Raw genomic sequence first — 26,704 nt, 5'->3', positions numbered from 1 at the left:
AAAATGGCGCGCCATCTGATCACCTCGGCCTTGCCGTATATCAACGGCATCAAACACCTCGGCAACCTCGTTGGCAGCCAGCTGCCCGCCGATCTGTTTGCCCGCTACATGCGCGCGCGCGGCCATGAAGTTCTGTTCCTTTGCGCCACCGACGAGCACGGCACCCCGGCTGAACTCGCGGCTGCCAAGGCGGGCAAAGACGTCGCAGATTACTGCGCCGAAATGCATGAGGTTCAAACCAAAATCGCCGAAGGGTTCCGCCTCAGCTTTGACCACTACGGCCGCTCGTCCAGCCCGCAGAACCATGCGCTGACCCAGCACTTCGCAGGCCGACTTGCCGACATGGGCTTGATCCGTGAAGTCACTGAAAAGATGGTCTATTCCAACGCGGACGGGCGCTTCCTGCCGGACCGCTATATTGAGGGCACCTGCCCCAACTGCGGCTTTGACAGCGCGCGCGGCGATCAGTGTGACAACTGCACAAAGCAGCTCGACCCAACCGATCTGATCAACCCTTATTCCACCATTTCCGGCTCCACCGATCTGGAAGAGCGGGAGACCAAACACCTCTTCCTCTGTCAGTCGCAAATGCGCGACAAGCTGCAGGCCTGGATTGACAGCAAGACCGACTGGCCAGTGCTGACCACCTCAATTGCCAACAAATGGCTAAACGACGGTGACGGCCTGCAAGACCGCGGCATCACCCGTGATCTGGACTGGGGTGTGCCCGTTAAGAAAGGCGGCGAAGACTGGCCCGGCATGGAAGGCAAAGTCTTCTACGTCTGGTTTGACGCCCCCATCGAATACATCGCCTGCGCCCAGGAATGGGTCGACGCCGGTAAGGGCGACGATTGGGAACGCTGGTGGCGCACCGACAAAGGCGCGGAGGATGTGACCTACACCCAGTTCATGGGCAAGGATAACGTGCCTTTCCACACGCTGTCCTTCCCCGCCACCATTCTCGGTTCTGAGGAGCCATGGAAAGCCGTGGATTACATCAAATCTTTCAACTACTTGAACTATGACGGCGGCCAGTTCTCCACCTCGCGCGGGCGCGGCGTATTCATGGATCAGGCGTTGGAAATCCTGCCGTCCGACTACTGGCGCTGGTGGCTGCTGAGCCATGCGCCGGAAAGCTCTGACAGCGAATTCACCTGGGAGAATTTCCAGCAGTCGGTGAACAAAGACCTCGCTGACGTGCTTGGAAACTTTGTCAGCCGCGTCACCAAATTCTGCCGTTCCAAATTTGGCGAAGAGATCCCTGCTGGTGGCGAACTCGGCGAAACCGAGACCGCGCTGATCAACGAACTCACCACCCGTCTGCGCGCCTATGAGGGCCATATGGCGGACATGGAAGTGCGTAAATCCGCTCAAGAACTGCGCGCCATCTGGGTTGCGGGCAACGAGTACCTGCAAACGGCTGCACCTTGGTCCACCTTCAAAGAGGATCCGGAAAAAGCCGCAGCGCAAATTCGCCTCGCGCTCAATCTGATCCGCCTCTACGCTGTTGTGTCTGCGCCCTTCATCCCGGATGCCTCAGCCCAACTGATGGCGGCGATGCAAACTGAGGACACAAGCTGGCCCGAAGATGTGGCCGCAGCGCTGGACACCCTCGCCGCCGGTCACGCCTTCACAGTGCCGGATGTGACCTTCCGCAAAGTCTCTGATGAAGAGCGCGAAGAGTGGCAGGAAAAGTTCGCGGGCAAGCGCGAAAGCTAAACCGCACGTAAGCTGAAATCCTTGGGGCTGCACCTTCTTGAACGTTGGTGTGGCCCTTTGCTTTTGTGGCATCTACCGCAAACGTTGTGGCCCCTCGCTGGTTGCCCTGCAAATCTGACCAAGATCAAAGCGCGACCTTGAGGTATTTCATAGTAAGCTGATGTCGACCGCGCGCGATGTGCGCTCTGGTGTGATGTTTGACCGACGCAAAAGGAGACCAAGAAATGGAAGCCATCCTGAACGTGATCTGGAATATCATTGAGATCATCCCACCCGTCATCACGGCATCCATCATGATGTTGGGCATCAGCGCCTTTGCAGGTGCGCTCCTTTGCCTCTTCGTCGCTGTGCTGGCCATGCGCCGCGAAAATAAGGCGAACTGACATCGCCTTTCAGCAGTCGCACGCTTAGGAGCACCGCCTGCAAAACTTCGAATTATCAGAGATTTATCTGGTACCCGCGGCCGGACTCGAACCGGCACGGCCTATACGGCCTAGAGATTTTAAGTCTCCTGTGTCTACCATTCCACCACGCGGGCACGCAGCGCGAACATAACGTCAGCGGCGCGACAATAGCGTGTTGGCCGTCAGTGTGAAGAGGGTTTGCCCGCCAAAATGCAAAGTTTTTTGCACATCTCCAAAGCCGGCTGACGCCAAACGCCGCGCACAGGCTACAGGTCTTCTCCCGGCTTGTCTGACACACCCGGCGCCCGATAAAGCGAGCGCTCTGGCAGCCATGGATTAAGCTCCAAAGCCGCAGCCAAAGCATCCTGCGCTTCAGCCTCCCGTCCCAGGCCAATCAACGTTAACGCCAGTCCGGACTGCGCCGCCACATGGCGCGGCGACAGATCAAGCGCCCGCTCCAGATCCGGCAAAGCCGCCTCAAAATTCTGGCTCAGAAAATTCACAAACGCCCGCTGATTGTATCCTTCCGCATAATCCGGGCAGTACGCAATCAACGCATCAAAATCTGACCGCGCGCCCAGCAAATCCCAGGACTCACGCTTGCGCATCCCCCGGTTCAAAATCTCCTGCGCGGTGTCATCCGGCGCATCCGCCCAATATTGCCACATCTCCCCGGAAAGTATCTGTGCTGAAGCCTGATCCGGTGCCCTTTGAACCCGCTCAATCAGGGCATCCAAGGCCACAGTATGATCAGGTGGCGCGGGACAATCCGCAGCAAATGCGGGGTGACAGAGGCAAATCGCGGCAAGATATCTCAACATCCGCAAAGGCTGACACAGCATCGCGCATTGCGCCAAGTCACATCTCTGCGAGGCCGGTCTCTTTCACCGCCTGCATGGCCACATAGGTCGAGGTGCTGGCCACATAGGGCAAAGCGGAAATCTTCTCTCCCAGCACCCGCCGATAGGCTGACATGCTCGCCGTGCGCACCTTGAGCAGATAGTCAAAATGGCTGGCGATCATATGCACCTGTTCGATCTCCGGCACCTCGGCAACGGCTTCATTGAAAGCCTGCAGAGCACGCTCTCGGGTTTCTGAAAGCTTCACCTCGACAAAGGCAACATGATCGAGCCCCAACCGTATCGGATCCAACAACGCGCGATAACCCGTGATTACCCCTTCGTGCTCCATACGCCGCAACCGTGCTTGGGTCGGGGTCTTGGAAAGGCCGATCTCGCGCGCCAGGTCAGTGATCGAAATGCGCCCATCACGCGACAGCACATCGAGAATCGCCCGGTCATAGCCATCAAGAGCGACATTGTCACTTTGCATATTTAGTTCCCAAATTTGAGCACACTTAGACTACCTAAACACCCCCTTTAAGAGAATATGACCTTCTACACCACGATATACTACATAAAAGACAGGAGGCGACATGACCAATACGCGCGATTTGATCGACACCACGACTTACCGGGACGAAACCGCCTTGATTGCAGAGCTGACGCAACAGGCTGCGCTGTCTGATAGCGACCGCGCCGCCATTTGCCGGAGCGGCGCACAGCTGGTGACAAAAATCCGCGAAGAAACACGCCCCGGCCTGATGGAGGTCTTTCTCGCGGAATATGGTCTGTCCACAGATGAAGGCGTCGCTTTGATGTGTCTGGCCGAGGCCTTGCTGCGCGTGCCCGACGCCGAAACCATCGACGCGCTGATCGAGGACAAGGTCGCCCCCTCAGATTGGGGCAAACATCTGGGGCAATCCACATCGCCTCTGGTCAACGCCTCCACATGGGCGCTGCTGCTGACAGGCAAGGTGATGGAAGACAGCAATCCCGGCCTGATCGGCACCCTGCGCGGCGCGGTGAAACGTCTGGGCGAACCGGTGATCCGCACCGCCGTTGGCCGCGCCATGAAAGAGATGGGTCGCCAATTCGTGCTTGGGGAAACCATCACCTCTGCCATGGAGCGCGCCGCGCATATGGAGGCCAAAGGCTACACATATTCTTATGACATGCTCGGTGAAGCGGCAAAAACCGACGCGGACGCCATGCGCTATCACCTCGCCTACTCCCGCGCGATTTCTGCCATTGCAACCGCCTGTATTCATGACGACATCCGCCAAAATCCCGGCATCTCGGTCAAGCTCTCGGCCCTTCATCCCCGCTATGAGGTGGCGCAATCCGCGCGTGTCATGGAACAGCTTGTCCCCCGCCTGCGCTCCCTCGCCCTGTTGGCCAAATCCGCAGGTATGGGCCTGAACATCGACGCTGAGGAGGCCGACCGGCTGTCACTCTCCATGGATGTGATCAGCGCGGTTCTGGCAGAGCCAGCGCTGGCAGGCTGGGACGGCTTTGGCGTCGTGGTCCAAGCCTACGGCAAACGCGCGGGCGCGACGCTTGATTACCTCTATGAGTTTGCCCAAAAATGTGAGCGCAAGATCATGGTGCGGCTGGTGAAAGGCGCCTATTGGGACACAGAGATCAAGCGCGCACAGGTTGAGGGGCTGGAGAGCTTTCCGGTCTTCACCAACAAAGCCGCCACCGATATCTCCTACATCTCCAACGCCCGTAAACTGCTGGGCATGACCGATCTCATCTACCCGCAGTTTGCCACCCACAACGCCCATACGGTTGCCGCTATTCTGCATATGGCAGAGGACAAATCTTCCTTTGAGTTCCAACGCTTGCACGGCATGGGTGAAGCTTTGCATGACCTTGTGCTCAAAGATGAAGGCACCCGTTGCCGTATCTACGCACCCGTTGGGGCGCATCGCGATCTGCTTGCCTACCTTGTGCGCCGCCTTCTGGAAAACGGGGCAAACAGCTCGTTCGTCAATCAGATCGTAGACGAAGACGTGCCGGCAGAGGTGGTTGCTCGTGACCCGTTCCCCGAAGCGCTCAAACCAACCGCCAAGCTGCTCACAGGCCCCGCGCTGTTTGCCCCTGAACGGCCAAACTCCAAAGGCTTTGATCTGACCGATCTGCCCACATTGGTCGCCATCGACACGGCGCGCGAACCTTATCGCAAAACCACATGGGCCGCAGCGCCGCTCATTGATGGTCCAACGCAGCCCGAGCCCGCAGTCGCCGTTGAAAACCCAACCCTGCCGACCGACAGCCCGGGCACCGTCGCCCATGCCAGCCAGACGGACATCGACACTGCACTCAGCGCTGCCGCGCCTTGGGATGCCTCAAGTGAGGAGCGTGGCGCCATCTTGGCCCGCGCGGCGGATCTTTATGAAGAAAACTTCGGCATGTTCTTTGCCTTGCTTGCGCGGGAGGCCGGAAAAACGCCGAAGGATGCTGTGGCCGAGCTGCGCGAAGCGGTTGATTTCCTGCGCTATTACGGGGCCAACGCGCCGAAAACCCCGCCCGCAGGCCTCTTCACCTGCATCTCTCCCTGGAACTTCCCGCTGGCCATTTTCACCGGCCAGATCGCAGCCGCGTTGGCGGCGGGCAATGCGGTTTTGGCCAAACCGGCTGACCAGACGCCGCTGATTGCACATGAAGCCGTCAAGCTGCTGCATAAGGCCGGAGTGCCGCGCAGTGCGCTGCAATTGCTCCCGGGCGCAGGCGCGACTGTTGGCACAGCGCTCACTTCGGACCCGCGCATCAACGGCGTGGCCTTCACAGGCTCCACGGCCACAGCGCTGCGCATTCGCCGGACCATGGCCGCCAACCTCGCGCCCGGCACCCCGCTCATTGCGGAAACGGGCGGCCTGAACGCGATGATCGTAGACTCCACCGCTCTGCCTGAGCAGGCTGTGACCGCAATTGTCGAAAGCGCCTTCCAATCGGCTGGTCAGCGATGTTCGGCCCTGCGCTGCCTCTATGTTCAGGAAGACATCGCCGACACTCTGCTCGACATGCTCAAAGGCGCGATGAAGGAGCTTTCACTGGGCGATCCCTGGGAGCTGTCCACGGACAGTGGCCCTGTGATCGACACCGCCGCGCATCGCACCATCGCCGCACATATTGCGCAGGCTGAGGCGGAAAAACGCGTTCTTTATCAACTGCCAACGCCGCAAACCGGCACATTCATTGCCCCCACATTGATCCGCGTGCAAGGCATTGCCGATCTCACGCGGGAGATCTTCGGCCCAGTCCTCCATGTGGCAACCTTCAAAGCCAGTGAATTGGATCAGGTGATCGACGACATCAACGCCACCGGCTACGGGCTGACCTTCGGTCTGCAAACTCGGATTGATGACCGTGTGCAGCATGTCTCTGATCGTATCAAAGCAGGCAACATTTATGTGAACCGCAACCAGATTGGCGCAATCGTCGGCTCTCAACCCTTTGGCGGAGAGGGCCTTTCCGGCACCGGCCCCAAGGCAGGTGGGCCGCATTATCTGTCCCGCTTTACCAAACCGCAAAGCCAGCCTTCAGGCCAATGGCACACAGAGGTCGCGCGCGAACATGTGCAGGCACAGCTGGATCAAGCAGGCGAAGCGGTCGCGCCTCACGCAACATCCCTCCCCGGACCAACAGGCGAGTCCAACCGACTGACAACATTTGCCAAATCACCGGTCCTATGTCTTGGCCCCGGTGCAGAAACCGCGCAAGCCCAAGCGCAGGCTGTCATCAATTTGGGCGGACAGGCGGTTGTCTCCGATGGCCTGCTGCGGCCAGAGGCTCTGAGTGATATCGCGGGCTTCTCGGGCGCGATTTGGTGGGGGAATGACGAAACCGGTCGGCAGATGGAGCAGGCTTTGGCCAAGCGCGAAGGCCCGATCCTGCCGCTGATCACCGGCCTGCCGGATGCCGCACGGGTTCTGGGTGAGCGCCACGTCTGCGTGGACACCACCGCCGCCGGCGGCAACGCAGCGCTTTTGAGCGGGGGCGGTTGACCTCCCCCGCAATTCACCGCAGCTTGGCCGCATGTTTCCTATCCGCGATCACAATCCGTCAGGCCGCACGCCGTTTGTCGTCTATGCGCTGCTCATCTTCAATATCGGGATCTTCCTGAGTTATCAGCCAATTGTGGGCGATGATTACCGTCTCGCGCTGTTCTTTGATCAATGGGCGCTGATCCCCGCCGCTGTCACGGAGGGCCAGCGCCTGCATGGACTTTTCAGTTCCATGTTCCTGCACGGCGGCTGGATGCATCTGCTTGGCAACATGCTGTTTCTATGGATCTTTGGCGACAACCTCGAAGATGAAATGGGCCATGTTGGCTTTCTCGTCTTCTACATCCTATCTGGCCTTGGTGCAGGCTTCGCCCAGATCGCAGCGGACCCTGGCAGCATCATCCCCATGGTGGGGGCCTCAGGTGCCATCGCCGGTGTGATGGGTGGCTATCTCCTGCTGTTCCCCAAAGCGCGCGTCGACATCCTGCTGATTCTCATCATTATTTTCCGCATCTTCACCATTCCTGCCTGGATCATGCTGTGTTTCTGGTTTGGCCTTCAACTGTTCAACGGGGTGCTGAGTGATCCGGAAACCGGCGGCGTGGCCCATTGGGCTCATGCGGGCGGGTTTGTGATCGGTGTCGTGCTGGCCATTCCGGTCTGGCTCCGCCTTGGCGGCACCCGATATTGGCAGCGCACCCACGGACATCCGCCCCACCCTGAGACCCGCTATCGTCTCAGCCAGAGTTCCATTCCACGTGTCAGGAGACGCCGATGAGCCACAAACTGACCTGCCATTGCGGGGCTGTCGAAATACAGGTGACCCTCGCACAAGACCTGAGCGAAGCACGCTCCTGCGATTGCTCGTTTTGCCGCCGCCGCGCTGCCCCAAACGTTGATGTGGCGCTTGAGGATCTCGCCATCATCAAGGGCGCGGACAGCCTGTCGCACTACACTTGGGGCACAAAGACTGCGCAGCATTACTTCTGTCGCCACTGCGGGATTTACACCCACCACCAGCGCCGCTCAAACCCCAACGTCTATGGCGTCAACATCGGGGCACTCGAAGGCGTGAATCCTGCCGATTATGCCCCGTTTGACTGGGTTGATGGCGTCAATTTCGCTCTTGATGAGGACACAAAACAAAAAACCTGACCCAATCGGGCCAGGTTTCAAATTATCTCAAGCGCATCAAAGCTGCCTTAGGGCAGCGTGCGTTGCGTGGATCAGTCCTTGCGGATGACCTTTGCAAACTGCGAGAAGATCGGCTCGTTGGCCACGATCACTTCACCGTCCTCGACCATATCGCCATCCGGATTGACCGGCTCGACCAGCGCACCGGCTTCTTTGGCGATCAGCAGACCTGCGGCGACGTCCCATGGCTGCAGACCACGTTCCCAGAAGCCCTCGTAGCGGCCAGCGGCCACATAGGCGAGGTCCAGAGAGGCAGCACCAAAGCGGCGCACACCTGCGGTGGCGGGCAGAAGGCGCGCCAGATCCTGCAGGGTTTCCGGCAGATCAGCCCGGCCGCCAAACGGCAAACCAGTGGCAAAGATCGATTCAATCATGCGGTGACGGCCGGACACACGCAGGCGCAGGCTGTCGTTCAGCCAAGCACCTTCGCCGCGCTCGGCATAAAACATCTCGTCTTTGGCGGCATCAAACACCACGCCTGCAACGATCTCGCCCTTATGCTCCAGCGCGATGGAAATCGCCCAGTGCGGCAGGCCGTGCAGGAAGTTGGTGGTGCCATCCAGCGGGTCCACGATCCAGCGGCGGGTCGGATCTTTGCCCGCAATCTCGCCACCTTCCTCAGCGATCCAACCATAGGTCGGACGCGCACCAAGCAACTCTTCTTTCAGGATTTTTTCGGCAGCGATGTCGGCGCGGCTGACAAAGTCCCCTGCCCCTTTCATCGACACCTGAAGGTTCTCAACCTCGCGGAAGTCTTTGACCAGTGACCGCCCCGCTTTGCGAGCGGCCTTCATCATGATGTTCAGATTTGCGCTGCCCGGCATGGCACGGCTCCTTTTGGCTCAGAGCGGGCGTATACGCCGCCAAACCCTTTTTGCCAAGGGCCAATGGGCGCATAGCAGCCCCTTTTGAAACGCCGCGTCACGAAAATCGCCTGCCAGGGGCCATTGCTTGCAAGAGCAGGGCACTGGGCGCAAGCTGACAGCAGAGCTTCGGAGGACACCCCAGATGACAGAGAAAATGCAACGCATGGTGCTGGCCAGCCGCCCGACCGGCGCGCCGCTGGACGAGAATTTTCGTTTGGAAACAGCAGACTTGCCGGAAATCGGCGACGGCGAAGTGCTGGTGCGCAGCCACTATATGTCGCTTGATCCCTATATGCGCGGCCGGATGGATGATGCGAAATCCTACGCGGATCCAGTGCCAATTGGCGGCACCATGGAAGGCGGTGCCGTGGGCGAGGTGATCGCCTCCAACCACCCTAACTTCAGTGTGGGTGATTTTGCCTTTGGAATGTTTGGCTGGGCCAGCCATGGCAAGGCAAAAGGCGAGGAAATGCAAAAGCTTAACCCCGACCTCGCCCCGATCACCACAGCGCTTGGCGTGATGGGCATGCCGGGCTTTACCGGATGGTTTGGCCTGACGGAACACGGCAAACCCAAGGCCGGTGAAACGCTGGTTGTGGCAGCCGCCACCGGCCCTGTGGGCTCCATGGTTGGGCAAATCGCCAAACTGCACGGCCTGCGCGTGGTCGGCATCGCCGGTGGTGCGGCGAAATGTCAAACCGCAACAGAGACTTACGGCTTTGACGCCTGTCTGGACCACCACGCCTATGAGACCGCCCGAGACCTGCGCAACGCCCTAAAGGAGCACTGCCCGCAAGGCATTGATATCTATTTTGAAAACGTGGGCGGCAAGGTGCTGGATGCGGTGCTCCCGATGATGAACCGGGCCGGGCGCATTCCGCTGTGTGGCATGATCTCCTGGTACAACGCTGGTGGCCTCGGGGCGGATGCGGCGATGGAGGCCCTGACCGGCCCGCGCCTGTGGCGCACCATTCTGGTTAGTCAGTTGTCCGTAAACGGTTTTATCATCTCAAACCACTACGACCGCTATGGCGATTTCCTGCGCGAAGTCGGCCCGCAACTGGCCGCTGGCAAAATCGCCTATCAGGAGGATATTGCCGAAGGGCTGGAAAATGCACCTGCCGCCTTCCGCTCCATGCTGACCGGCGGCAACAAGGGCAAACAGATCGTCAAACTGATCTGATCCGCCCCCAAAATCACGCGCGCTGTTGCGTGGCGGCGGCAATTGGTTAACGCCAAAAGCCGCCGTGTTGGAACGTCGGTATCGCGTCTGTATCGCGGTGGTATTGCGTAGGTGCGTTTTTCAGCGCCGCAACATCTTAACCCTGCGTGCGTTGCGCGGGGTTTTTCATTTGATTTTTGATATGTTTGGCTGCGGGTACTGCGCCAATCAGGCCGCCCGTTCAGGCCACCAGCAGACGCGCTTCCTGCACCCGCAAAGAAGGCCGCGCCTCGGCGCCGTAAGCCTGCAATCCCTCGTCCCGCAATTCCGGGAACAAGGCAAAGATCTCTTCCTGCACCGAACGCTCCAGAGCGTTCAGCCCCTGCGCCCCCGGCAGGAAGCTCTCGCTTGGCACGCCGCCGCCATAGACAATTTCATGGCAGTCAAACATCAGGTGGACATAGGTGATCTCCCCACCCTCGACCTGACAGATGGTGTCGCCATTGACCAGACTGATCGCAGGCACCAGCGCTTCGGCTTCGCCAAAGTGCATTTCCACCCGCCAGCCGCGCAGCATCATCCGGTGATGTGGCGAGACCATCAAAGGCGCGTCATTGCCCAGCGCTCCGGCGGCAAAACGTACCGGGGCCACCGCGCCTTGCGCCGCCACCGTGCGCTGACCGATCCAGCGCAGCGGCTGAAAGCCGTGATCCAGTGTCAAAATCATATCGCCCGCTTGCAGCGTCTCCACCGCGCGCTCGCCCTGTTGGGTGACAATCGGCGTACCTGCCGCAAAGCAGGGCACAAAATCCCACTCCTGACGGTTGGCCGCCAGACCCTGCGCACGATTGGCCGCGAGACTGTCCAGCGAGATGGATTGGATCGGGCCTGCTTCCAGCGTGGCCTGATCCGTGTTGTTGGTCAGTTCCGGTGCGAGATAGCTGTTGCCGTCCACATCCTGAAACAACACTGCTGAATATGTCGCCGTGCTGCCATCCAGATAAGTGATGGTGGCGTTATAGACTGCCACGCCGTCAAACTGCTGCGGCGCGCCACCGTCAATCCGGAAGCGGTCGTTTGGATTGTTGTTCATCGCGTAAAACGCGCCAACGCCGCCGGTGGCGGAGACTTCGACAAAATTGTTCAGCAAAGCCGCACCGGGGCCGCCAAAAGTCAGCCCCACCAGAGCGGAGGCGTTTTCGGCAAAGGAATTGCCTTCGAACGTATCAATCTCGGCCAGCTGGCCAATCGAGAGCGCATTAAAGGTGGTCGGCATACTTACATATGAGGGCCGAACCAAGATCCAATCAGCTGCCAGGCAACATGACCAACCTATGATCTCAGAGCCCCCTCCCAGTCACAGATGAACGTAGTGCGCGCTTCTTTGATCCCCCTTACGCGATTCTTAAAGGGGAAAATCTTAGATGTATTATCAACTCTTTTTTAAGTTTCTTGCAACCTGCGGGCCTCTTTGCCCGCCATTTGGATCAGGTCCTGCATATAGGGCTTGCTCAAATCCTCATCACGGGTGGCGGCAAAAAGCTGGCGTGTGAGCCCTTCGGCGGTCAGCGGGCGGGTCACATAATCGGAGGAATATTTGACCTCGCGCACCACCCAGTCGGGTAGCACAGAGACACCGCGGTTTGAGGCGACCAGCAGCAGGATCACAGCGGTCAGCTCCGCCTGACGCACGGCACCGGGCTCCACCTTCGCCGGGATCAGGAGCTGGGAGAACACATCCAGACGGGAACGCTCCACCGGATAGGTGATCAGCGTTTCCCCGCGAAAATCAGTGGCCTCCACATAGTCTTTCTGGGCCAGCGGATGCTGGGAGGACGCGACAAAGACCGGCGCATAGTCAAAGAGATGGCTGAAGGAGACGCCGGGCAGATTTTCCGGGTCAGAGCTCACGACAAGATCCACCTCTTCTTTCTGCAGCGCAGGCATGGCGTCAAAGGCCAATCCGGGGCGAATGTCCACATCCACATCCGGCCAGTTCTTGCGGAATTGTTCCAGCACCGGAAAGAGCCATTCAAAACAGGCGTGGCATTCAATGGCGATGTGCAGCCGTCCGGAGCTGCCGTCGCGCAAACCGTTAAATTCCGCCTCAAGCTTTTCCACCTCCGGCAAAACCTGATTGGCCAGCCGCAGCAGGCGCAGGCCCGCGGCGGAGAGCTTCATCGGTTTGGAGCGGCGCACAAAGAGCTCTACGCCAGCTTGCTCCTCCAAGCCTTTGATCTGGTGTGACAATGCCGATTGCGTGATATTGAGCTGATCTGCCGCGCGCGCCAATCCGCCACATTCATGGATCGCCCGCACGGTGCGCAGGTGGCGGAATTCAATGTGCATCTTCATATGAAGCTCATGACCTTCTTGAGTATTATGAATTTGCGTAATGATCGCACGCATGGGACATGAGGACAACAGCAAGTTACAGGATGCCCGTTATGACCACGCCTCAAGTTTCTTTTGAATTCTTCCCGCCGCAGTCTTTGGAAGCTTCCTTTCGCCTGTGGGACACGGTGCAGACCCTGGCACCTCTGGATCCGCGCTTTGTGTCGGTCACCTATGGCGCCGGTGGCACCACGCGGGATCTGACACGGGACGCTGTGGCGACGCTGCACAAATCCTCTGGCCTGAATGTGGCGGCGCATCTGACCTGTGTGGAGGCCTCAAAGGCCGAGACCCTGCGCATTGCCGAAGAGTTTGCCGCCGCAGGGGTGCGCGAGATTGTGGCGCTGCGCGGGGATCCCGCCAAAGGCAGCGCGGGCTTTACGCCGCATCCAGAAGGCTTCACTTCCTCCGTGGAGCTGATTGAAGCGCTGGCCACCACCGGCAAATTCACCATCCGTGTGGGCGCCTATCCTGAGAGCCACCCGGAGGCCGCCGATATGGCCGCCAATGTGGAGTGGCTCAAGCGCAAGATTGATGCCGGAGCCAGTGAGGCGATCACGCAATTCTTTTTTGAAAGCGAGACCTTCCTGCGCTTCCGCGATGCCTGTGTGAAAGCCGGTATTGACGCACCGATCCTGCCAGGCGTTTTGCCGATCGAGAACTGGAAAGGCGTGCAGAAATTTGCCGCGCGCTGCGGCACCTCGGTGCCCACATGGCTGGCCAATGCCTTTGAGAAGGCGGTGCGCGATGACCGTGAGGATCTGCTGGCCACGGCGGTCTGCACCGAGATGTGCTCTGAGCTGTTGGATGAGGGTGTGGATGCGCTGCATTTTTACACGCTGAACCGGCCCGAGCTGACCCGCGATGTCTGTCATGCGCTTGGGGTGGTGCCGGAAGTGAAGCTGCAAAACGTCGCGTAACCCGCGCCCCTGCGCTCTTGCGCCAAGCCAAAGCTTGCGGCCTTCTTTGAGTAACACAGAGGAGGCCCCAATGCCGGAACATCGCTACGCCCAGTCGCTTGAAGAGATGGCCAATTTTGACGACATCCTGTCGATGAGCGGGCTGGAGTTCATGCAGGCGATCATCGACGGCGCTCTGCCCGGTGCGCCGATTGGCGACACCATGGGGTTTCTGCCGACACATGCGGAACATGGCAGCGTGACCTTTGAAGGCGCGCCGGAGTTTGGCGTGCTCAACCCGATCCGCACGGTGCATGGCGGCTGGTACGGCACGGTGCTGGACAGCTGCATGGCCTGCGCTGTGCAGAGCACGTTGGCGGTGGGGCAGATCTACACAACGCTGGAATATAAGATCAACATTCTGCGTTCGATCCCTGTGGGCATGAAAGTGCGCGCGGTGGGCAAGGTGCAGCATGTGGGGCGCTCCACCGGCATTGCCAATGGCGAGATCCGCGGCATTGAGGATGGCAAGCTCTATGCCACCGGCTCCACCACCTGTATCGTGATGGCGGGGCCGAAGCGCTAACGGCGGCTTGGCGCGGGAGGGCGCTGCCCTCGTCCCAAGCAAGTTGGGACTTCACCCGGGATATTTTGCGAATGAGAAGCGCGGCTTGCAGCGCCCTGCCCGCTGGCGCATTTTGCGTGGATCAATAAGGCGTCAAAAAGGGGCAAAAGATGCGAGCAGTGATACAGCGGGTGAGCGAGGCGCAGGTGCGCGTGGACGGAGAAGTCATCGGAGCCTGTGGCGCGGGTGTGATGGTGCTGGTCTGTGCGATGCAGGGCGACACCGAGGCGCAGGTGATCAAGCTGGCGGGAAAAGTGGCGAAATGCCGGATCTTTCAGGATGAGGCCGGCAAGATGAACAAATCCGTGGTGGATATTGGCGGCAGCGCGTTGGTGGTGAGCCAGTTCACCCTGTCTGCGGACACGCGCAGCGGCAACCGGCCCGGGTTTTCCACAGCCGCCGCGCCTGAAGAGGGCAAGCGGCTTTATGAGCTCTTTGCCAAGGAGCTTGCCGCCTATGTGCCGGTTGAAACCGGGCGGTTTGGGGCGGATATGAAGGTCTCGCTGATCAACGATGGGCCGGTGACGATCCCGATGGAGATCTGACAAGACGCCTTTTTTTCGGTGGCTTACGCCGGGCACCAGACCGCCATGGCTGTGCCACCCGGTTCGCGGAACTCAAACCGTTTGCCCCCGGGGAACTCAAAAATCTCTTTGGTGATCTCCGCGCCTGTGTCGGAAATCTGGCTGTAGGCAGCTTCAAGATCAACTGCCTTCAGCACAATCAAAGGCGCTTGAGGCGCGCTGCGCGCGATCCCGCCGCCGATCCCTGCGTTTTGAATGTCGCGATAGTCGGGGCCGTATTCCACAAAATTCCAGTCGAAGGCTTTGGCAAAGAAATCTTCGGTGGCCTCCAGCTCTGCGCTGTAAAATTCGACATAGTCCATTTTCAGATTGAGGGGCATCCAGGTCTCCTGTTTAAACGGCACGCCCTCAAGTGTTCACACTTTGTTCCACTCCGTCAAGACGGAACTTTATGCAGCCGAAGCCTGCCCCCGCCTGCCCTCAGCTCTTTTTCACGAATTTTGTCAGGATCACGATGCGTTGGCTTTCGACGCGGCCTTCGATGTGCTCGGCGTTGTCGGCCACGAGTGAGATATTGCGCACGGCGGTGCCGCGTTTGGCGGTGAAGCCTGCGCCTTTGACCGGAAGATCCTTGATCAGCACCACCGTGTCTCCGGCGGCCAGCACTGTGCCGTTGCTGTCGCGGTGAATGACCGTTTCCCCGTCCTCAGCGGCAAGACCAGCCTCCGCCCAGGCCTGCACCTCGGGCGCAAGATAGGCGATGTCCAGCAGATCGCGGGCCCATGGGGCTTCGGTGAGGCCGTTGAGCAGACGCCACGCGACGACTTGTACAGCCGGGGTCTCGCTCCAGATCGTGTCATGCAGGCATTGCCAGTGGGGCGCGTCTTTGGGGCCGTTCTGAACGCCGTCTGCGCAGGTGGCGCAGAGGGTGACAGTGGTGTCTTCCGGCGCAACAGCGATGGGCGCGAGGGTTTCGGAGGCTCCGCAGAGCACACAGGTTTCTGACATTTGGGGCCTCCTGACAGGTCAAAGGCGGGGCACAGACGGGGCCGTGCGGATCGGTGTGTGAGGCCCGCTCAATCGGTCATCGACAAGGTGGCGTCAATCGCTTTCTTCCAGCCTGCATAACGCCCGTCGCGCCAATCCTGATCTTTGGCCGGGGTGAATTCGCGCTCTTTTTCCCAAGTGGCGGCAAAGCCTGCCATATCGGGATAGACGCCAACCTGCATGCCCGCGAGCCAAGCCACGCCTTTGGCGGTGCTTTCGGCCACCACGGGGCGGTCCACCGGCGCGCCCAGCACGTCAGAGAGGAACTGCATGGTCCAGTCCGAGGCGGTCATGCCGCCATCGACGCGCAGCACGGTGTCGCCGGAGAAGTCAAAATCCGCCTGCATGGCTTCGAGCAGGTCGCGGGTCTGAAAGCCGACGCTTTCCAGAGCGGCGCGGGAGAATTCTGCCGGGCCGGAGCCACGGGTGAGACCAAAGACCGCGCCGCGGGCCTGCGGGCTCCAGTAAGGCGCGCCTAGGCCGGTGAAGGCGGGCACCATGATGAGCTCCTGCCCCGGATCTGCGGCTTCGGCCAGACCGGAGGTGGCGGCGGCATCCTCGATGATACCCAGCCCGTCGCGCAGCCATTGCACCACAGCACCGGCGATGAAGATCGCGCCTTCCAGCGCATAGGTGGGCTTGCCGTCGAGCTGATAGGCCACGGTGGTCAGCAGGCGGTTTTGCGAGGTCACGGGCGTGTCGCCAGTGTTCAGCAGGGCAAAACAGCCGGTGCCATAGGTGGATTTCAACATGCCAGCCTCAAAACAGGCCTGCCCGATAGTGGCGGCCTGTTGATCGCCCGCAACACCCCGGATCGGGATGGGCGCGCCAAAGATCTCGGCATCGGTTGCGCCAAAATCGGCGGCGCAGTCTTTGACCTCTGGCAGCATGGACATGGGAATGCCAAGGATCTCGCAGATCTCCGCGCTCCATGCGCCTTGGTGAATGTCATAGATCAGGGTGCGGGCGGCGTTGGTGGCGTCTGTCGCATGGACCTTGCCGCCGGTGAGCTTCCAGATCAGGTAGCTGTCCACGGTGCCAAAGAGCAGATCGCCCGCCTCTGCAGCCGCGCGCGCGCCTTCGACGGTGTCCAGAATCCATTTGATCTTAGTGCCGGAGAAATAGGGATCGAGCAGCAGGCCGGTGGTGCGCTGCACCAGATCGGCATGGCCTGCGGCTTTCAACTCGTCGCAGATGGCGGCGGTGCGGCGGTCTTGCCAGACGATGGCGTTATAGACCGCCTCGCCGGTGTGTTTGTTCCACACAAGCGTGGTTTCGCGCTGGTTGGTGATGCCGATGGCGGCCACATCTGCGGCGTTGAGGCCCGCAGAACTGAGCGCCTCTTTGCAGGTGCTGAGCGTGGTGGTCCAGATGTCGGACGGATCATGCTCCACCCAGCCCGATTGCGGGAAGTGCTGGGTGAATTCCACCTGCGCACTGGCGCCGGGGCGGATGTCGCCGTCAAAGACGATCGCACGGCTGGATGTGGTGCCCTGATCGATGGCGAGAATATGTGTCATGACGGCCTCCCTGCTGGTCTTGGCGGGCACATTAGGCCGCGCATTCTGTTACCGCAATCAGCAAGATAACCCGCGCCGCGTCAACCTACTATTTTTTTCGTAGACAGTTGCGGCAGATCAGATGGGAAGGGTCAGCAGCTCTAGCCCTTGGTCACATCATGGCTGTAGATCCAGTCAAACTGTCCCATCAGCTTTTGCGACGCAAAACGGGTTGCCATGCGCATGCCCATATGCGCTGCCATTCGCAGTGGCCGGTTGGCGAGGTGGTATTTCCACGCATTGCCGCTGGCGGTGTCGACAATCCGCTTCACCCGCGCTTCACGACGGCTCTGATAGGCGGTGAGCGCTTCGGGAATAGTGTCGGCTTTCTGGATGGCATCGCCCAGCACCCAGGCATCTTCCATCGCCATCACCGCGCCCTGCGCCATGAAGGGCAGCGTTGGATGGGCCGCATCCCCCAGAAGGGCGCAGTTGTCCTGATGCCAGCGGGGCGCAACCGGATGGCGGAACAGGCCCCAGCGGCCAACCTCTTTCACCTCGGCCATGATCCGCGGCACATCTCCACCAAAATCAGCAAAGGCGCTGCGCAGATTGTCCGGCGCATCCACATGGTGCCAGCCTTCCTCGGCCCAGCCCATCTGTTCCTGCACCGCCACCAGATTGACCATGGTGCCGCCGCGCAGCGGATAGCTGACCACATGGCGGTGTGGGCCCATGTGGACCTGCACCAGATTGCCATGTCCCATGGTGTTGGGCACCGTGGCGCGCCAGGCGACCTGACGGGTGAAGAAGGGCGCAATCGTGCCGTTGATCACGCCGCGCAGCCGCGAATGCAGCCCGTCGCCGCCAACAACAAGGTCTGCGCGCATTTCAGAGCCATTGGCCATCACCACACGGGCGCGCTCCCCGTTTGCACCGGGATGCACCGTGTCGACCTTTTGCAGCAGCAGCACCTTCACGCCTGCCGCCCGCACCGCCTGTGCCAGCAGATCAATCAGATCGGCGCGGTGAACGAAATGATACGGCGAGCCTGCTTTGATCAGCGACAGATCCAGATTGGCAACCAGACGTCCGGCGGCGTAATCCCGCAGCTCCACCGCCTGCGCCTGCACGGCGCGTGCCTCAAGATGTTTGTCGAGCCCCAGGGCGCGCAGCACCGCCAGACCATTGGGGCTGATCTGCAAACCGGCGCCGACCTCTTTGATCGCCTCGGCCTGCTCCAGCACGCACACGCGGGCGCCAAGCTGACGCAAAACCAGAGCCGCCGTCAGCCCGCCAATCCCGGCGCCAATGACGCAAACTTTCTGTTCACTCAAATTCATTGCGGCGGTATCTACAAAAAAACGCCGGGGCAAAAGCCCCGACGTGCTGTTTTTTTTCCGCAATTCAAAAAAAATCAGTCGTCGCGGTGTACTTTTTCGCGGCGCTCGTGCCGTTCTTGCGCCTCAAGGCTCATGGTCGCAATCGGACGGGCATCCAGACGACGCAGGGAAATCGGCTCGCCGGTCACTTCGCAGTAGCCGTATTCGCCTTCATCAATGCGGCGCAGGGCGCTGTCGATTTTCAGAACAAGTTTGCGCTGGCGGTCCCGGGTGCGCAATTCCAAGGCGCGGTCGGTTTCTTCGCTTGCGCGGTCGGCAACATCAGGAATGTTGCGTGTGCTGTCTTGCAGGCCCTCAATGGTGTCGCGGCTGCCGGCCAGAAGCTCTTCTTTCCAGTTCAGCAATTTACGACGGAAGTACTCAGTCTGCCGGTCATTCATGAACGGCTCATCCTCTGCGGGACGATAGTCATCCGGCAGGAAAGTTTCTGCTTTCATTTGTGCTCCCTTACCGTGGTCAACGTCCGTGGTGCTATTCAAGTCAGACATGCCACCCCCTTCTCTAATGCCTGCAAATACTCCCTTGGAGCGGGAATGTCACTACCTCATAATGGCACATTGCGGACAAAATATGTTCACGATAGGGTTCAGCGAAAAATTGGCGAACGGGCGGAGAAATTTTATGCAGTTTTCAGGCACCAAAGACTATGTGGCCACCGACGATCTGACCGTGGCGGTAAATGCTGCGGTCGCGCTCGAGCGCCCTTTGCTCGTTAAGGGTGAGCCAGGCACCGGCAAGACCGAACTGGCGCTGCAGGTGGCCCGTGGACTGGGTCTGAAAATGATCGAGTGGAACGTGAAATCCACCACCAAGGCGCAGCAGGGTCTCTACGAATATGACGCCGTGTCCCGCCTGCGCGACAGTCAACTTGGAGATGAACGGGTGCACGACATCTCCAACTACATCAAGCGCGGCAAACTCTGGGAAGCCTTTGAGAGCGATGAGAAAGTTGTGCTGTTGATTGATGAGATCGACAAAGCCGACATCGAATTCCCCAACGACCTGCTGCAAGAACTCGATAAGATGGCTTTCCACGTCTATGAGACCGGGGAAACCGTCACCGCCAAGCACCGCCCGATCATCATCATCACCTCCAACAACGAAAAAGAACTGCCTGACGCCTTCCTGCGCCGCTGCTTTTTCCACTACATCCGCTTCCCGGACGTGGAGACCCTGAAAAAGATCGTTGAAGTGCACCATCCGGGCATCAAAGAGTCCCTGCTGACCACCGCGCTGACACAGTTTTTTGAAATCCGCGAAACCGCCGGATTGAAGAAAAAACCCTCCACATCCGAGGTGATTGACTGGCTGAAGCTGCTGCTGGCGGGAGATCTCTCTCCGGAAGACCTCAAGCGCGACGGTGCAAACGCCCTGCCCAAGCTGCATGGCGCGCTTTTGAAAAACGAACAGGATGTGCATTTGTTTGAGCGTCTGGCCTTTATGGCGCGCTCCGGACGGTAAGCACCTGCCCCTCGGCACATTGCCGTGGGCATATGCCCGCTGCAAAGCGCGCGAACGACAAAAAAGCGCCTGAGAGCCACACCCTCAGGCGCAAGACCTCAAAAAATTTCGGCTTGGCCCAGAATTTCACGTCCCTTGTCCCTATTCTTGCCGTAGTCTGAGCAGACCACTTGTCCAAACCGCGCCACCGGCGCAGACCACAAGGTGCGGACCACAAGGAGCAAACGAGGCCCATGACCACTGCCCCCGCGACCGATGATGTGCGCATTCGTCCGCTTGAGCGCTCAGATCACGACGACTGGCGCAGGCTCTGGACCGCCTATCTCGCGTTTTATGAAAGCTCTGTGGCGGAAGAGGTCTATGTCTCGACCTTCGCGCGGCTGCTGGGGGACGACCCGCAGGATTTCTCCTGTCTGGTGGCCGAGAAAGACGGCGTTCTGGTCGGCCTCACCCATTATCTGTTTCATCGGCACGCATGGCGCGTCGAAAATGTCTGCTATTTGCAGGACCTCTATGCCGACCCTGAGGTGCGTGGCACCGGCGTCGGGCGCAAATTGATTGAAGCGGTTTATGCCGCTGCAGATGCAAAAGACGCGCCCGCGGTGTATTGGTTGACCCAAGAGTTTAACACAACGGCCCGCCAGCTTTATGATCGCATTGGCAAGGTCACCCCGTTTATTAAGTATCAAAGGCCCTGATGTTTCGATTTTTGCTTCCTGTCGCCTCGGTTTTGGGCGCCCTGGCTTTGGGGGCCTGCGCGCCGATTGGCGAGAGCGGCACCTCCACCCGCGCTGCGGTGGCAGACACCACCCTGCCCCCGGTCAAAGGCTTTGCCACCCCGCGCCCACAGCCACCGGCTCGCTCCAACCGCGATATTGCACGGGACTTTCTGGATCTGACCTTTGAGCTTGAGAGCGGGCGCAATCTGGACCGGCTGACCCGGTTTGAAGGGCCGATCACCGTGCGCGTCACCGGTGCGCCACCGCCCGGGATGATGACCGATCTGCGCGCGCTGCTGTCGCGCCTGCGCAATGAGGCGCGCATCGACATCAGCCTGACCAGCGCGCCCACAGCCAATATCACCATTCAGGCCGTGTCCCGCCGCGACATTCGCAAAGCCCTGCCTCAGGCGGCCTGCTTTGTGGTCCCAAATATCTCCTCGCTCAACCAGTACCGCTCTGCCCGCCGCACCGGCGCGGCCAATTGGGCCCTGCTGGAGAAACGCGAAAAAATCGCGATCTTCCTGCCCAATGACACCAGCCCGCAGGAAACCCGCGACTGTCTGCACGAGGAGCTGGCACAGGCGCTTGGGCCGCTCAATGATCTCTATCGCCTGCCCGACAGCGTGTTTAACGACGACAATATCCACGCGGTTCTGACCGGCTTTGACATGACCATCCTGCGGGCGTTTTATGACCCCACACTGGTCAATGGCATGAGCCGCAATCAGGTGGCCAACCGCCTGCCTGCGATCCTGACCCGGATCAACCCGCGCGGCGATCAGCTTTCCTCCAATCCCCTGCCCGCCACACCGCGCAGCTGGATTGACGCGGTGCAAACCGCGCTTGGGCCGGGTACCACACCGGCGGGACGCCGCGTTGCCGCACGTCAGGCGCTGGCGATTGCGCAGGCTGAGGGCTGGCGTGATCACCGGCTGGGCTTTTCCCACTACGCGCTGGGGCGCCTGCTGCAATCCCAAGACATCAGCGCCGCCCTGACACAGTTCCGCGCAGCAGACCGCGCTTATCGCAGCACCGAAGGGTTCGGGCCGCACCGCGCCTTTGTCGCCACCCAGCTTTCGGCCTATGCCATCAGCGCCGGCCAGAGCCGCGAAGCGCTCAACATCATCGGCCCGCAGCTCACCCCGGCGGCGCAATATGAAAACGCCGCCCTGCTGTCCACGCTGATGCTGCTACAGGCCGAAGCGCTGGACCTTGAGGGCCAGTTCAACGATGCGGCCAGCCTGCGTCTGGACAGTCTGGGTTGGGCACGCTACGGCTTTGGTCCGGACTGGGCGGTGCGCGCAAAACTGCGCGAGATCGCGACGCTCAGCCCGATCAGAGGGGGATCATAAGACCATATGTTCGTGATTATCGGAGCGCTTCTGGGCGCAATTCTGGGCGGCACCATCGCCAAAAGACGTGGCGGCAAACGGCTGGATATCTTGCAATATGTCGGTGTCTACGCAATGATTTTTGCTATGCTTGGGCTGTTCGTCACTTTAATCATCCACCGTATGGCGCTGTAAAACCTCATGTTTCTACCCTTCTTTGAAAACCTGCGTGCGGCCCGTGTGCCGGTCTCTTTGCGCGAATTTCTGGGCTTTCTGGAAGGGCTGCGCGCGGGGCTTGCCACCTATGACGTGGAGAGCTTTTACTACCTCGCCCGCACGGTGATGGTGAAAGACGAGCGCAACATCGACAAGTTTGACCGCGCCTTTGCCATGACCTTTGACGGGCTGGCGGAGATTTCCGCGCAGGATGTGCTGGAGGCCGTGGACATTCCCGAGGAATGGCTGCGCAAGATGGCCGAGAAACACCTCAGCGCGGAAGAAATGGCCGAGATCGAGGCCATGGGCGGCTTTGACAAGCTGATGGAAACCCTGCAGGAGCGCCTGAAGGAACAGGAAGGCCGCCATCAGGGGGGCAACAAATGGATCGGCACCGCAGGCACCAGCCCGTTTGGCGCCTATGGTTACAACCCCGAAGGCGTGCGCATCGGCCAGAAAGAAAGCCGTCATCGCCGCGCTGTCAAAGTCTGGGACAAGCGCGAGTTCCGCAATTTTGACGACACGGTGGAGCTTGGCACCCGCAACATCAAGGTGGCGCTCAAACGCCTGCGCCGCTGGGCGCGTGAGGGCGCGGCCGATGAGCTGGATCTCAACGGCACCATCCGCGCCACGGCAGAACATGGCTATCTGGATGTGAAAACCCGCCCCGAGCGGCACAACGCTGTGAAAGTGTTGCTGTTTCTGGATGTGGGCGGCTCAATGGATCCCCATATCAAAGTGGTGGAAGAGCTGTTCTCCGCCGCGCGGGCAGAGTTCAAACATCTGGAATATTACTACTTCCACAACTGCCTTTATGAAGGCGTGTGGCGCAACAACCAGCGCCGCTGGAACGACCAGACCCCCACCCATGAGGTGCTGCGCACCTACGGGCCGGACTACAAATGCATCTTTGTCGGGGACGCCTCTATGTCACCTTACGAGATCGCCTATGCCGGTGGGGCCAATGAACACTGGAACCAGGAAGCCGGTCAGGTCTGGCTTGAGCGCGCGCGCGATCAGTGGCGCGACAACCTCTGGATCAATCCGGTGCCGGAAAGCCATTGGCAATACACCCATTCCATCGGCATGATCCGCGAGATCTTTGAAGACCGTATGGTGCCCATGACCCTTGAGGGGTTGGAGCGCGGCATGCGGGAACTTACACGCTAACCACCCGCCCCCTGAGCCTGCCTCCTCAAGCGGCAGAGAGCGCCCGCCCTGGCAGTGCCAGCACCTTGGTGACAGAGGGGGTCAGCCCGACATAAGCCGCCAAAGCGCCCTCATATTTGGGGGCCGCGTCAGAGAGATCCTGCACCCGCGTGTCATAGTAGATGTCACAGGCCACCTCAGGCAGCGCGATAGACGCGCCTGCACCACTTGAAGCATCAGGTAAAGTCGCAGCGGGCACAATGCTCACGCCGCCAAACAGATGCGCGACCACAGGTGCCTCACAAGCCCGGCATACCCCCCGCACCAGCGGCGAAGGCGATTTTGTGCGGATCCACTTGAGCTTGGCCGGATCAAGAGGCTTCACCTGCCCCCGGCGAAACATCAGCGCATCGGCATAGGCCGCGCGGTAAACCGACTGGCATTTGCTGCAATGGCAGCGAAAGCGCACACGTGGGGCAACGCGGATGGAAACCCCGGCCGCGCCACAACCACAACTTGTCTTGATCTCTTGCATGACGTCACCTTAAGCGCGCCGCGCTTTCCCCGTCAACGCCACATCCGGACGACGTAAGGGGCGCTTTGCCGCTTGCGCGCATGCCCTCTGCGCCCCATATCTTCTGCATGATCAAATTCATGCCCATCCTGCTGGCCCTGATCATGGGTCTTGTGTCCTTCAAGTTCTCCGCATGGCGCACCGCCAAGGAGCTCAAGGCGCGCTCCACGGAACTGGCCGACCCGCGTCTGACGCCGCTGATCAAGGATATGGCCAAGGCGCTCGATCTCTCGCGCATCCGCGTGCACATCTACGAAATCGAGCCGGTCAACGGCCTTGCGGCACCGGATGGCAAAATCTACCTCACCCGCGGTTTTTATGAACGCTACCGTCAAGGCGCGGTCAGCGCGGAGGAGATGGCCAGCGTGATCGCCCATGAGCTGGGCCATGTGGCCTTGGGCCATTCGCGCCGCCGCATGATCGACTTTTCCGGCCAGAACGCCCTGCGCACCGCGCTCGCCATGGTGCTCAACCGCTTTCTGCCCGGGCTGGGCGCGGTGATCTCCGGCGCAGCGCTGTCGCTGCTGATGGCGCGGCTGTCCCGCTCTGATGAGTTTGAGGCCGATGCCTATGCCGCTGCCCTGCTGGTGAAATCCGGCATTGGCACCGCCCCGCAAAAAGCGCTGTTTGAAAAGCTCAGCCACCTGACCGGCGCGCGCGGTGCCAGTGTGCCCGCCTGGCTGCTGAGCCACCCAAAGACCGAAGAGCGCATCAAGGCCATCGAGAAACTTGAGACCGACTGGGGCCTCACAAAAGCCTGAGCGCGCTTCTCATTCGGCAAATATCCCGGGTGAAGTCACAACTCCGTTGTGACGAGGGCAGCGCCCTTGCCTGCCCTAAAGGCTCACCGCTTTCGCCAATTTGGGCAACCGCGCTTTCTTCAAAAGCCCGCGCATCTCCCAAGCCTCCCCGCTGAGCCGCTCGGCCTCTTGCCGCACGGTTTCACAGACCTGCGCCACACCGTCGGGATCGTCTTCCCAGCACTTGCGCAGCAGCTCATCCGGCCCGAGACGCGCGACGCCTTCCTCGGCCAAAATATGACGCGGGAAGTCTTTCACGTTCATCGTCACAATCGCATCTGCAGAGCCTGCAATCGCTGCGGCCAGCACATGGGTGTCGTTTTCATCGGGCAGAGTGAGACGGTCCTGCAAACCTTGGGGCCATGCGACCTCTGCCTTGGGCCAGTCGGCGCGGATCAGGGCAATCTCGCTGCGCGCCTGCGCTTCGCCGGTGGGGCCGATCTTGCGCGCGGCCCGCGCCCATTCTTCCAAAATGCGGGCTGACCATTGTGGCTCAAAGGCGCCGGTTTTGGCCACGCCAAGCAGCACCTCGCGCATCACCGTGGGGTAAAGCACGCAGGCGTCAAGCAAGAGCCGCTTCACAGTAGGAACCTCACTGCGCGCGCCTCACAGGCGGAAGATCAGGGATTTGAGATAGCCGCTTTCCGCGAGCTGCGGCATCAGCGGGTGATCCGGCCCGGCAAAGCCGGTGTGCAGAAGCTGTGCCTGACGCCCTGCCCGGCCAATCCCGCGCAGGCTTGCCCCACGGAAGCGCGCCACATCGGCGGCATGAGAGCAAGAACAGAGGCCCAGATAGCCGCCTTCTGCCACCAGAGGCGCGGCCAATCGCGCCACACGTTCATAGGCCCGCAGACCTTTTTCCAGCGCAGGTTTTGACGGTGCAAAGGCCGGTGGATCACAGATCACCACATCAAACTGCGCGCCTTCTTCTGCCAAAGCGGTCAGCACTTCAAAAGCATCCCCCTTGCGGGTGGAGAAACGCGCTGCCACGCCCGCGGCCGCGGCTCCGGCCCGTGCCAGCTCCAATGCCGCGGCAGAGCCGTCCACCGCCATGGCCTCAGAAGCACCGCCCGCAAGCGCGGCCAATGAGAAGCCCCCGACGTGGGAAAACACATCCAGCACTTTTGCATCTTTGCAAAGCCCGGCGACAAATCCGTGGTTGGGACGTTGATCGTAGAAAAGCCCGGTTTTCTGCCCGCCGGTCAGATCCGCCATATAAGTGGCGCCGTTCATCACCACCGGCACCGGTGCCTCAGGGGCTGTGCCCAGCATCACGGCGCTGTGCTCTTCCAGCCCTTCAAGGCTGCGCGCACGGCCGGAGCCGTTCATCAGGATGGTGCTGACGCCAGTGACCTTGGCCAAGGCCGCGACCATCATGTCCAGGCGCGCATCGGCCCAGGCGGCATTGGGCTGGATCACGGCGGTGTCGCCAAAACGGTCCACCACCACACCGGGCAGCCCGTCCGCTTCGGCATGGATCAAACGGTAATATGGCGTGTCGTAAAGCCGCTCCCGCATCGCCAACGCATAGGCAAATTTGGCCTCAAACCACGCCTGATCGACCACGGTTGTGACATCGCGATCCAACATCCGGCAGAAGATCTTGCTCTGGCTGTTGGTGGCCACCAGCCCGATGGGCGCGCGGTTGTCGTCTTCCAGAATGGCCAGGGTGCCAGGTGTCAGCGCTTTGGTGCGTCGGTCGGTCACCAGCTCATTGTCATAGACCCAGGGAAAGCCATGACGGATTGCGCGCGCATTGGCTTTGGGCTTGAGGCGGACAACCGGCAGATCACCGGTGGCGGAAACAGAAGAGGACGGCATAGACATGCCGCCCTCCTACTGTGTTCTGTGGGATGTGAAAAG

Annotated in this window: 28 protein-coding genes and 1 tRNA gene; 15 read left to right on the top strand and 14 right to left on the bottom strand. The window is 60.4% G+C overall.

All coding sequences use genetic code 11. The annotated features are described in order from the left end of the window. The first annotated feature begins 3 nt into the window (after positions 1-3). Both metG and J7399_RS14660 read left to right on the top strand, forming a co-directional pair. Positions 4-1,719, top strand: coding sequence for a methionine--tRNA ligase (gene metG / locus J7399_RS14665; protein ID WP_209079256.1), 1,716 nt, complete (start codon positions 4-6; stop codon positions 1,717-1,719). A gap of 224 nt (positions 1,720-1,943) precedes the next feature. After that, a complete protein-coding gene (locus J7399_RS14660; RefSeq protein ID WP_209063413.1) occupies positions 1,944-2,102 on the top strand; it encodes a hypothetical protein in 159 nt (52 codons plus the stop codon). Between the two features lie 68 nt (positions 2,103-2,170). Here J7399_RS14660 and J7399_RS14655 read toward each other — a convergent pair. The 3 genes from J7399_RS14655 to J7399_RS14645 form a co-directional block, all read right to left on the bottom strand. Beyond that, positions 2,171-2,257 (bottom strand) — tRNA-Leu (locus tag J7399_RS14655). 132 nt (positions 2,258-2,389) lie between these two features. Continuing rightward, positions 2,390-2,944, bottom strand: coding sequence for a tetratricopeptide repeat protein (locus tag J7399_RS14650; RefSeq protein WP_247738769.1), 555 nt, complete (start codon positions 2,942-2,944; stop codon positions 2,390-2,392). Positions 2,945-2,981: 37 nt separating this feature from the next. After that, entirely contained in the window at positions 2,982-3,455 is a 474-nt protein-coding gene (locus tag J7399_RS14645) for an Lrp/AsnC ligand binding domain-containing protein (protein WP_209087113.1), read from the bottom strand. 103 nt (positions 3,456-3,558) lie between these two features. Between J7399_RS14645 and putA the strand changes: the two genes are divergently transcribed. From putA to J7399_RS14630, 3 genes are read left to right on the top strand one after another with little or no spacing between them, the layout of a single operon-like run. Beyond that, positions 3,559-6,975 (top strand): bifunctional proline dehydrogenase/L-glutamate gamma-semialdehyde dehydrogenase PutA, encoded by a 3,417-nt coding sequence (gene putA / locus J7399_RS14640; protein ID WP_209087112.1) that lies wholly within the window; start codon positions 3,559-3,561, stop codon positions 6,973-6,975. A 31-nt stretch (positions 6,976-7,006) separates the two neighbouring features. Beyond that, positions 7,007-7,753, top strand: a complete 747-nt coding sequence (locus tag J7399_RS14635) for a rhomboid family intramembrane serine protease (protein WP_209087110.1) — start codon at positions 7,007-7,009, stop codon at positions 7,751-7,753. Further along, positions 7,750-8,130, top strand: coding sequence for a GFA family protein (locus tag J7399_RS14630; protein WP_209087109.1), 381 nt, complete (start codon positions 7,750-7,752; stop codon positions 8,128-8,130). The genes J7399_RS14635 and J7399_RS14630 overlap by 4 nt, the downstream gene beginning before the upstream one ends. Positions 8,131-8,201: 71 nt before the next feature. Here J7399_RS14630 and J7399_RS14625 read toward each other — a convergent pair whose 3' ends face one another. Beyond that, positions 8,202-8,993 carry an inositol monophosphatase family protein gene (locus J7399_RS14625; protein ID WP_209063431.1) on the bottom strand — a complete coding sequence of 264 codons (792 nt, stop codon included), beginning with the start codon at positions 8,991-8,993 and terminating at the stop codon, positions 8,202-8,204. Positions 8,994-9,177: 184 nt separating this feature from the next. Here J7399_RS14625 and J7399_RS14620 point away from each other — a divergent pair, with 184 nt between their 5' ends. Then, entirely contained in the window at positions 9,178-10,218 is a 1,041-nt protein-coding gene (locus J7399_RS14620) for an NADP-dependent oxidoreductase (RefSeq protein ID WP_209087108.1), read from the top strand. A 220-nt stretch (positions 10,219-10,438) separates the two neighbouring features. Here J7399_RS14620 and J7399_RS14615 read toward each other — a convergent pair whose 3' ends face one another. Together J7399_RS14615 and J7399_RS14610 are read right to left on the bottom strand one after the other, a co-directional pair. Then, positions 10,439-11,473, bottom strand: coding sequence for a Hint domain-containing protein (locus tag J7399_RS14615; protein WP_209087107.1), 1,035 nt, complete (start codon positions 11,471-11,473; stop codon positions 10,439-10,441). Positions 11,474-11,640: 167 nt separating this feature from the next. After that, positions 11,641-12,546, bottom strand: a complete 906-nt coding sequence (locus J7399_RS14610) for a LysR family transcriptional regulator (RefSeq protein ID WP_209079417.1) — start codon at positions 12,544-12,546, stop codon at positions 11,641-11,643. Between the two features lie 98 nt (positions 12,547-12,644). On the opposite strand from J7399_RS14610, the gene metF reads away from it, so the two are divergent. The 3 genes from metF (at position 12,645) to dtd (ending at position 14,660) form a co-directional block, all read left to right on the top strand. Then, on the top strand, positions 12,645-13,511 hold the full coding sequence (gene metF, locus J7399_RS14605) for a methylenetetrahydrofolate reductase [NAD(P)H] (protein ID WP_209087106.1): 867 nt from the start codon (positions 12,645-12,647) through the stop codon (positions 13,509-13,511). A 70-nt stretch (positions 13,512-13,581) separates the two neighbouring features. Next, positions 13,582-14,076 (top strand): PaaI family thioesterase, encoded by a 495-nt coding sequence (locus J7399_RS14600; protein ID WP_209079264.1) that lies wholly within the window; start codon positions 13,582-13,584, stop codon positions 14,074-14,076. 149 nt (positions 14,077-14,225) lie between these two features. Beyond that, a complete protein-coding gene (gene dtd / locus J7399_RS14595) occupies positions 14,226-14,660 on the top strand; it encodes a D-aminoacyl-tRNA deacylase (protein WP_209079265.1) in 435 nt (144 codons plus the stop codon). A gap of 23 nt (positions 14,661-14,683) precedes the next feature. Here the strand turns inward: dtd and J7399_RS14590 are convergent, their stop codons facing one another. The 5 genes from J7399_RS14590 to dksA all read right to left on the bottom strand — a co-directional run bounded on the left by J7399_RS14590 (position 14,684) and on the right by dksA (position 19,025). After that, a complete protein-coding gene (locus J7399_RS14590; protein WP_209087105.1) occupies positions 14,684-15,019 on the bottom strand; it encodes a VOC family protein in 336 nt (111 codons plus the stop codon). A gap of 100 nt (positions 15,020-15,119) precedes the next feature. After that, complete coding sequence (locus J7399_RS14585) at positions 15,120-15,647, bottom strand: alkylphosphonate utilization protein (protein ID WP_209087104.1); 528 nt, start codon at positions 15,645-15,647, stop codon at positions 15,120-15,122. A 68-nt stretch (positions 15,648-15,715) separates the two neighbouring features. After that, positions 15,716-17,206: a glycerol kinase GlpK gene (gene glpK / locus J7399_RS14580; protein ID WP_209087101.1), complete on the bottom strand. Its 1,491-nt coding sequence runs from the start codon at positions 17,204-17,206 to the stop codon at positions 15,716-15,718. Between the two features lie 140 nt (positions 17,207-17,346). Continuing rightward, complete coding sequence (locus J7399_RS14575; RefSeq protein WP_209087099.1) at positions 17,347-18,528, bottom strand: FAD-dependent monooxygenase; 1,182 nt, start codon at positions 18,526-18,528, stop codon at positions 17,347-17,349. A gap of 74 nt (positions 18,529-18,602) precedes the next feature. Beyond that, positions 18,603-19,025, bottom strand: a complete 423-nt coding sequence (gene dksA, locus J7399_RS14570) for an RNA polymerase-binding protein DksA (RefSeq protein ID WP_209063450.1) — start codon at positions 19,023-19,025, stop codon at positions 18,603-18,605. A gap of 184 nt (positions 19,026-19,209) precedes the next feature. Here dksA and J7399_RS14565 point away from each other — a divergent pair, with 184 nt between their 5' ends. From J7399_RS14565 to J7399_RS14545, 5 genes are all read left to right on the top strand, one after another. Continuing rightward, a complete protein-coding gene (locus J7399_RS14565; protein WP_209087097.1) occupies positions 19,210-20,049 on the top strand; it encodes a MoxR family ATPase in 840 nt (279 codons plus the stop codon). A 233-nt stretch (positions 20,050-20,282) separates the two neighbouring features. Beyond that, a complete protein-coding gene (locus tag J7399_RS14560) occupies positions 20,283-20,747 on the top strand; it encodes a GNAT family N-acetyltransferase (RefSeq protein ID WP_209079271.1) in 465 nt (154 codons plus the stop codon). Beyond that, the gene (locus J7399_RS14555; protein WP_209087094.1) at positions 20,747-22,123 is read left to right on the top strand and encodes a DUF2927 domain-containing protein; all 1,377 of its coding nucleotides are present in this window, start codon (positions 20,747-20,749) and stop codon (positions 22,121-22,123) included. The genes J7399_RS14560 and J7399_RS14555 overlap by 1 nt, the downstream gene beginning before the upstream one ends. 6 nt (positions 22,124-22,129) lie before the next feature. Then, positions 22,130-22,297: a hypothetical protein gene (locus tag J7399_RS14550; protein WP_209063459.1), complete on the top strand. Its 168-nt coding sequence runs from the start codon at positions 22,130-22,132 to the stop codon at positions 22,295-22,297. A gap of 6 nt (positions 22,298-22,303) precedes the next feature. Next, the gene (locus tag J7399_RS14545) at positions 22,304-23,488 is read left to right on the top strand and encodes a VWA domain-containing protein (RefSeq protein ID WP_209063461.1); all 1,185 of its coding nucleotides are present in this window, start codon (positions 22,304-22,306) and stop codon (positions 23,486-23,488) included. A gap of 25 nt (positions 23,489-23,513) precedes the next feature. Here the strand turns inward: J7399_RS14545 and J7399_RS14540 are convergent, their stop codons facing one another. Next, entirely contained in the window at positions 23,514-24,002 is a 489-nt protein-coding gene (locus J7399_RS14540) for a GFA family protein (protein WP_209087092.1), read from the bottom strand. Positions 24,003-24,109: 107 nt separating this feature from the next. Between J7399_RS14540 and J7399_RS14535 the strand changes: the two genes are divergently transcribed. Then, on the top strand, positions 24,110-24,802 hold the full coding sequence (locus J7399_RS14535) for a M48 family metallopeptidase (protein WP_209087327.1): 693 nt from the start codon (positions 24,110-24,112) through the stop codon (positions 24,800-24,802). Positions 24,803-24,877: 75 nt separating this feature from the next. Here J7399_RS14535 and J7399_RS14530 read toward each other — a convergent pair whose 3' ends face one another. Beyond that, a complete protein-coding gene (locus tag J7399_RS14530) occupies positions 24,878-25,423 on the bottom strand; it encodes a PIN domain-containing protein (protein ID WP_348539472.1) in 546 nt (181 codons plus the stop codon). Positions 25,424-25,447: 24 nt separating this feature from the next. Beyond that, positions 25,448-26,668 carry a class I SAM-dependent rRNA methyltransferase gene (locus J7399_RS14525; protein ID WP_209087091.1) on the bottom strand — a complete coding sequence of 407 codons (1,221 nt, stop codon included), beginning with the start codon at positions 26,666-26,668 and terminating at the stop codon, positions 25,448-25,450. Positions 26,669-26,704 lie beyond the last annotated feature (36 nt).

It is taken from the genome of Shimia sp. R9_1, assembly GCF_017743775.1.
Taxonomy (GTDB): domain Bacteria; phylum Pseudomonadota; class Alphaproteobacteria; order Rhodobacterales; family Rhodobacteraceae; genus Shimia.
The sequence above is the reverse complement of the archived record's forward strand: the minus strand, read 5'-3'. Positions and strand labels throughout refer to the sequence as shown.

What these genes read in the sequence shown, in the direction of transcription:
- metG (WP_209079256.1), top strand. Translation starts at nt 4, where the DNA reads ATGGCGCGCCATCTGATCACCTCGGCCTTGCCGTATATCAACGGCATC.
- J7399_RS14660 (WP_209063413.1), top strand. Translation starts at nt 1,944, where the DNA reads ATGGAAGCCATCCTGAACGTGATCTGGAATATCATTGAGATCATCCCA.
- J7399_RS14650 (WP_247738769.1), bottom strand. Translation starts at nt 2,944, where the DNA reads ATGTTGAGATATCTTGCCGCGATTTGCCTCTGTCACCCCGCATTTGCT.
- J7399_RS14645 (WP_209087113.1), bottom strand. Translation starts at nt 3,455, where the DNA reads ATGCAAAGTGACAATGTCGCTCTTGATGGCTATGACCGGGCGATTCTC.
- putA (WP_209087112.1), top strand. Translation starts at nt 3,559, where the DNA reads ATGACCAATACGCGCGATTTGATCGACACCACGACTTACCGGGACGAA.
- J7399_RS14635 (WP_209087110.1), top strand. Translation starts at nt 7,007, where the DNA reads ATGTTTCCTATCCGCGATCACAATCCGTCAGGCCGCACGCCGTTTGTC.
- J7399_RS14630 (WP_209087109.1), top strand. Translation starts at nt 7,750, where the DNA reads ATGAGCCACAAACTGACCTGCCATTGCGGGGCTGTCGAAATACAGGTG.
- J7399_RS14625 (WP_209063431.1), bottom strand. Translation starts at nt 8,993, where the DNA reads ATGCCGGGCAGCGCAAATCTGAACATCATGATGAAGGCCGCTCGCAAA.
- J7399_RS14620 (WP_209087108.1), top strand. Translation starts at nt 9,178, where the DNA reads ATGACAGAGAAAATGCAACGCATGGTGCTGGCCAGCCGCCCGACCGGC.
- J7399_RS14615 (WP_209087107.1), bottom strand. Translation starts at nt 11,473, where the DNA reads ATGCCGACCACCTTTAATGCGCTCTCGATTGGCCAGCTGGCCGAGATT.
- J7399_RS14610 (WP_209079417.1), bottom strand. Translation starts at nt 12,546, where the DNA reads ATGCACATTGAATTCCGCCACCTGCGCACCGTGCGGGCGATCCATGAA.
- metF (WP_209087106.1), top strand. Translation starts at nt 12,645, where the DNA reads ATGACCACGCCTCAAGTTTCTTTTGAATTCTTCCCGCCGCAGTCTTTG.
- J7399_RS14600 (WP_209079264.1), top strand. Translation starts at nt 13,582, where the DNA reads ATGCCGGAACATCGCTACGCCCAGTCGCTTGAAGAGATGGCCAATTTT.
- dtd (WP_209079265.1), top strand. Translation starts at nt 14,226, where the DNA reads ATGCGAGCAGTGATACAGCGGGTGAGCGAGGCGCAGGTGCGCGTGGAC.
- J7399_RS14590 (WP_209087105.1), bottom strand. Translation starts at nt 15,019, where the DNA reads ATGCCCCTCAATCTGAAAATGGACTATGTCGAATTTTACAGCGCAGAG.
- J7399_RS14585 (WP_209087104.1), bottom strand. Translation starts at nt 15,647, where the DNA reads ATGTCAGAAACCTGTGTGCTCTGCGGAGCCTCCGAAACCCTCGCGCCC.
- glpK (WP_209087101.1), bottom strand. Translation starts at nt 17,206, where the DNA reads ATGACACATATTCTCGCCATCGATCAGGGCACCACATCCAGCCGTGCG.
- J7399_RS14575 (WP_209087099.1), bottom strand. Translation starts at nt 18,528, where the DNA reads ATGAATTTGAGTGAACAGAAAGTTTGCGTCATTGGCGCCGGGATTGGC.
- dksA (WP_209063450.1), bottom strand. Translation starts at nt 19,025, where the DNA reads ATGAAAGCAGAAACTTTCCTGCCGGATGACTATCGTCCCGCAGAGGAT.
- J7399_RS14565 (WP_209087097.1), top strand. Translation starts at nt 19,210, where the DNA reads ATGCAGTTTTCAGGCACCAAAGACTATGTGGCCACCGACGATCTGACC.
- J7399_RS14560 (WP_209079271.1), top strand. Translation starts at nt 20,283, where the DNA reads ATGACCACTGCCCCCGCGACCGATGATGTGCGCATTCGTCCGCTTGAG.
- J7399_RS14555 (WP_209087094.1), top strand. Translation starts at nt 20,747, where the DNA reads ATGTTTCGATTTTTGCTTCCTGTCGCCTCGGTTTTGGGCGCCCTGGCT.
- J7399_RS14550 (WP_209063459.1), top strand. Translation starts at nt 22,130, where the DNA reads ATGTTCGTGATTATCGGAGCGCTTCTGGGCGCAATTCTGGGCGGCACC.
- J7399_RS14545 (WP_209063461.1), top strand. Translation starts at nt 22,304, where the DNA reads ATGTTTCTACCCTTCTTTGAAAACCTGCGTGCGGCCCGTGTGCCGGTC.
- J7399_RS14540 (WP_209087092.1), bottom strand. Translation starts at nt 24,002, where the DNA reads ATGCAAGAGATCAAGACAAGTTGTGGTTGTGGCGCGGCCGGGGTTTCC.
- J7399_RS14535 (WP_209087327.1), top strand. Translation starts at nt 24,110, where the DNA reads ATGATCAAATTCATGCCCATCCTGCTGGCCCTGATCATGGGTCTTGTG.
- J7399_RS14525 (WP_209087091.1), bottom strand. Translation starts at nt 26,668, where the DNA reads ATGTCTATGCCGTCCTCTTCTGTTTCCGCCACCGGTGATCTGCCGGTT.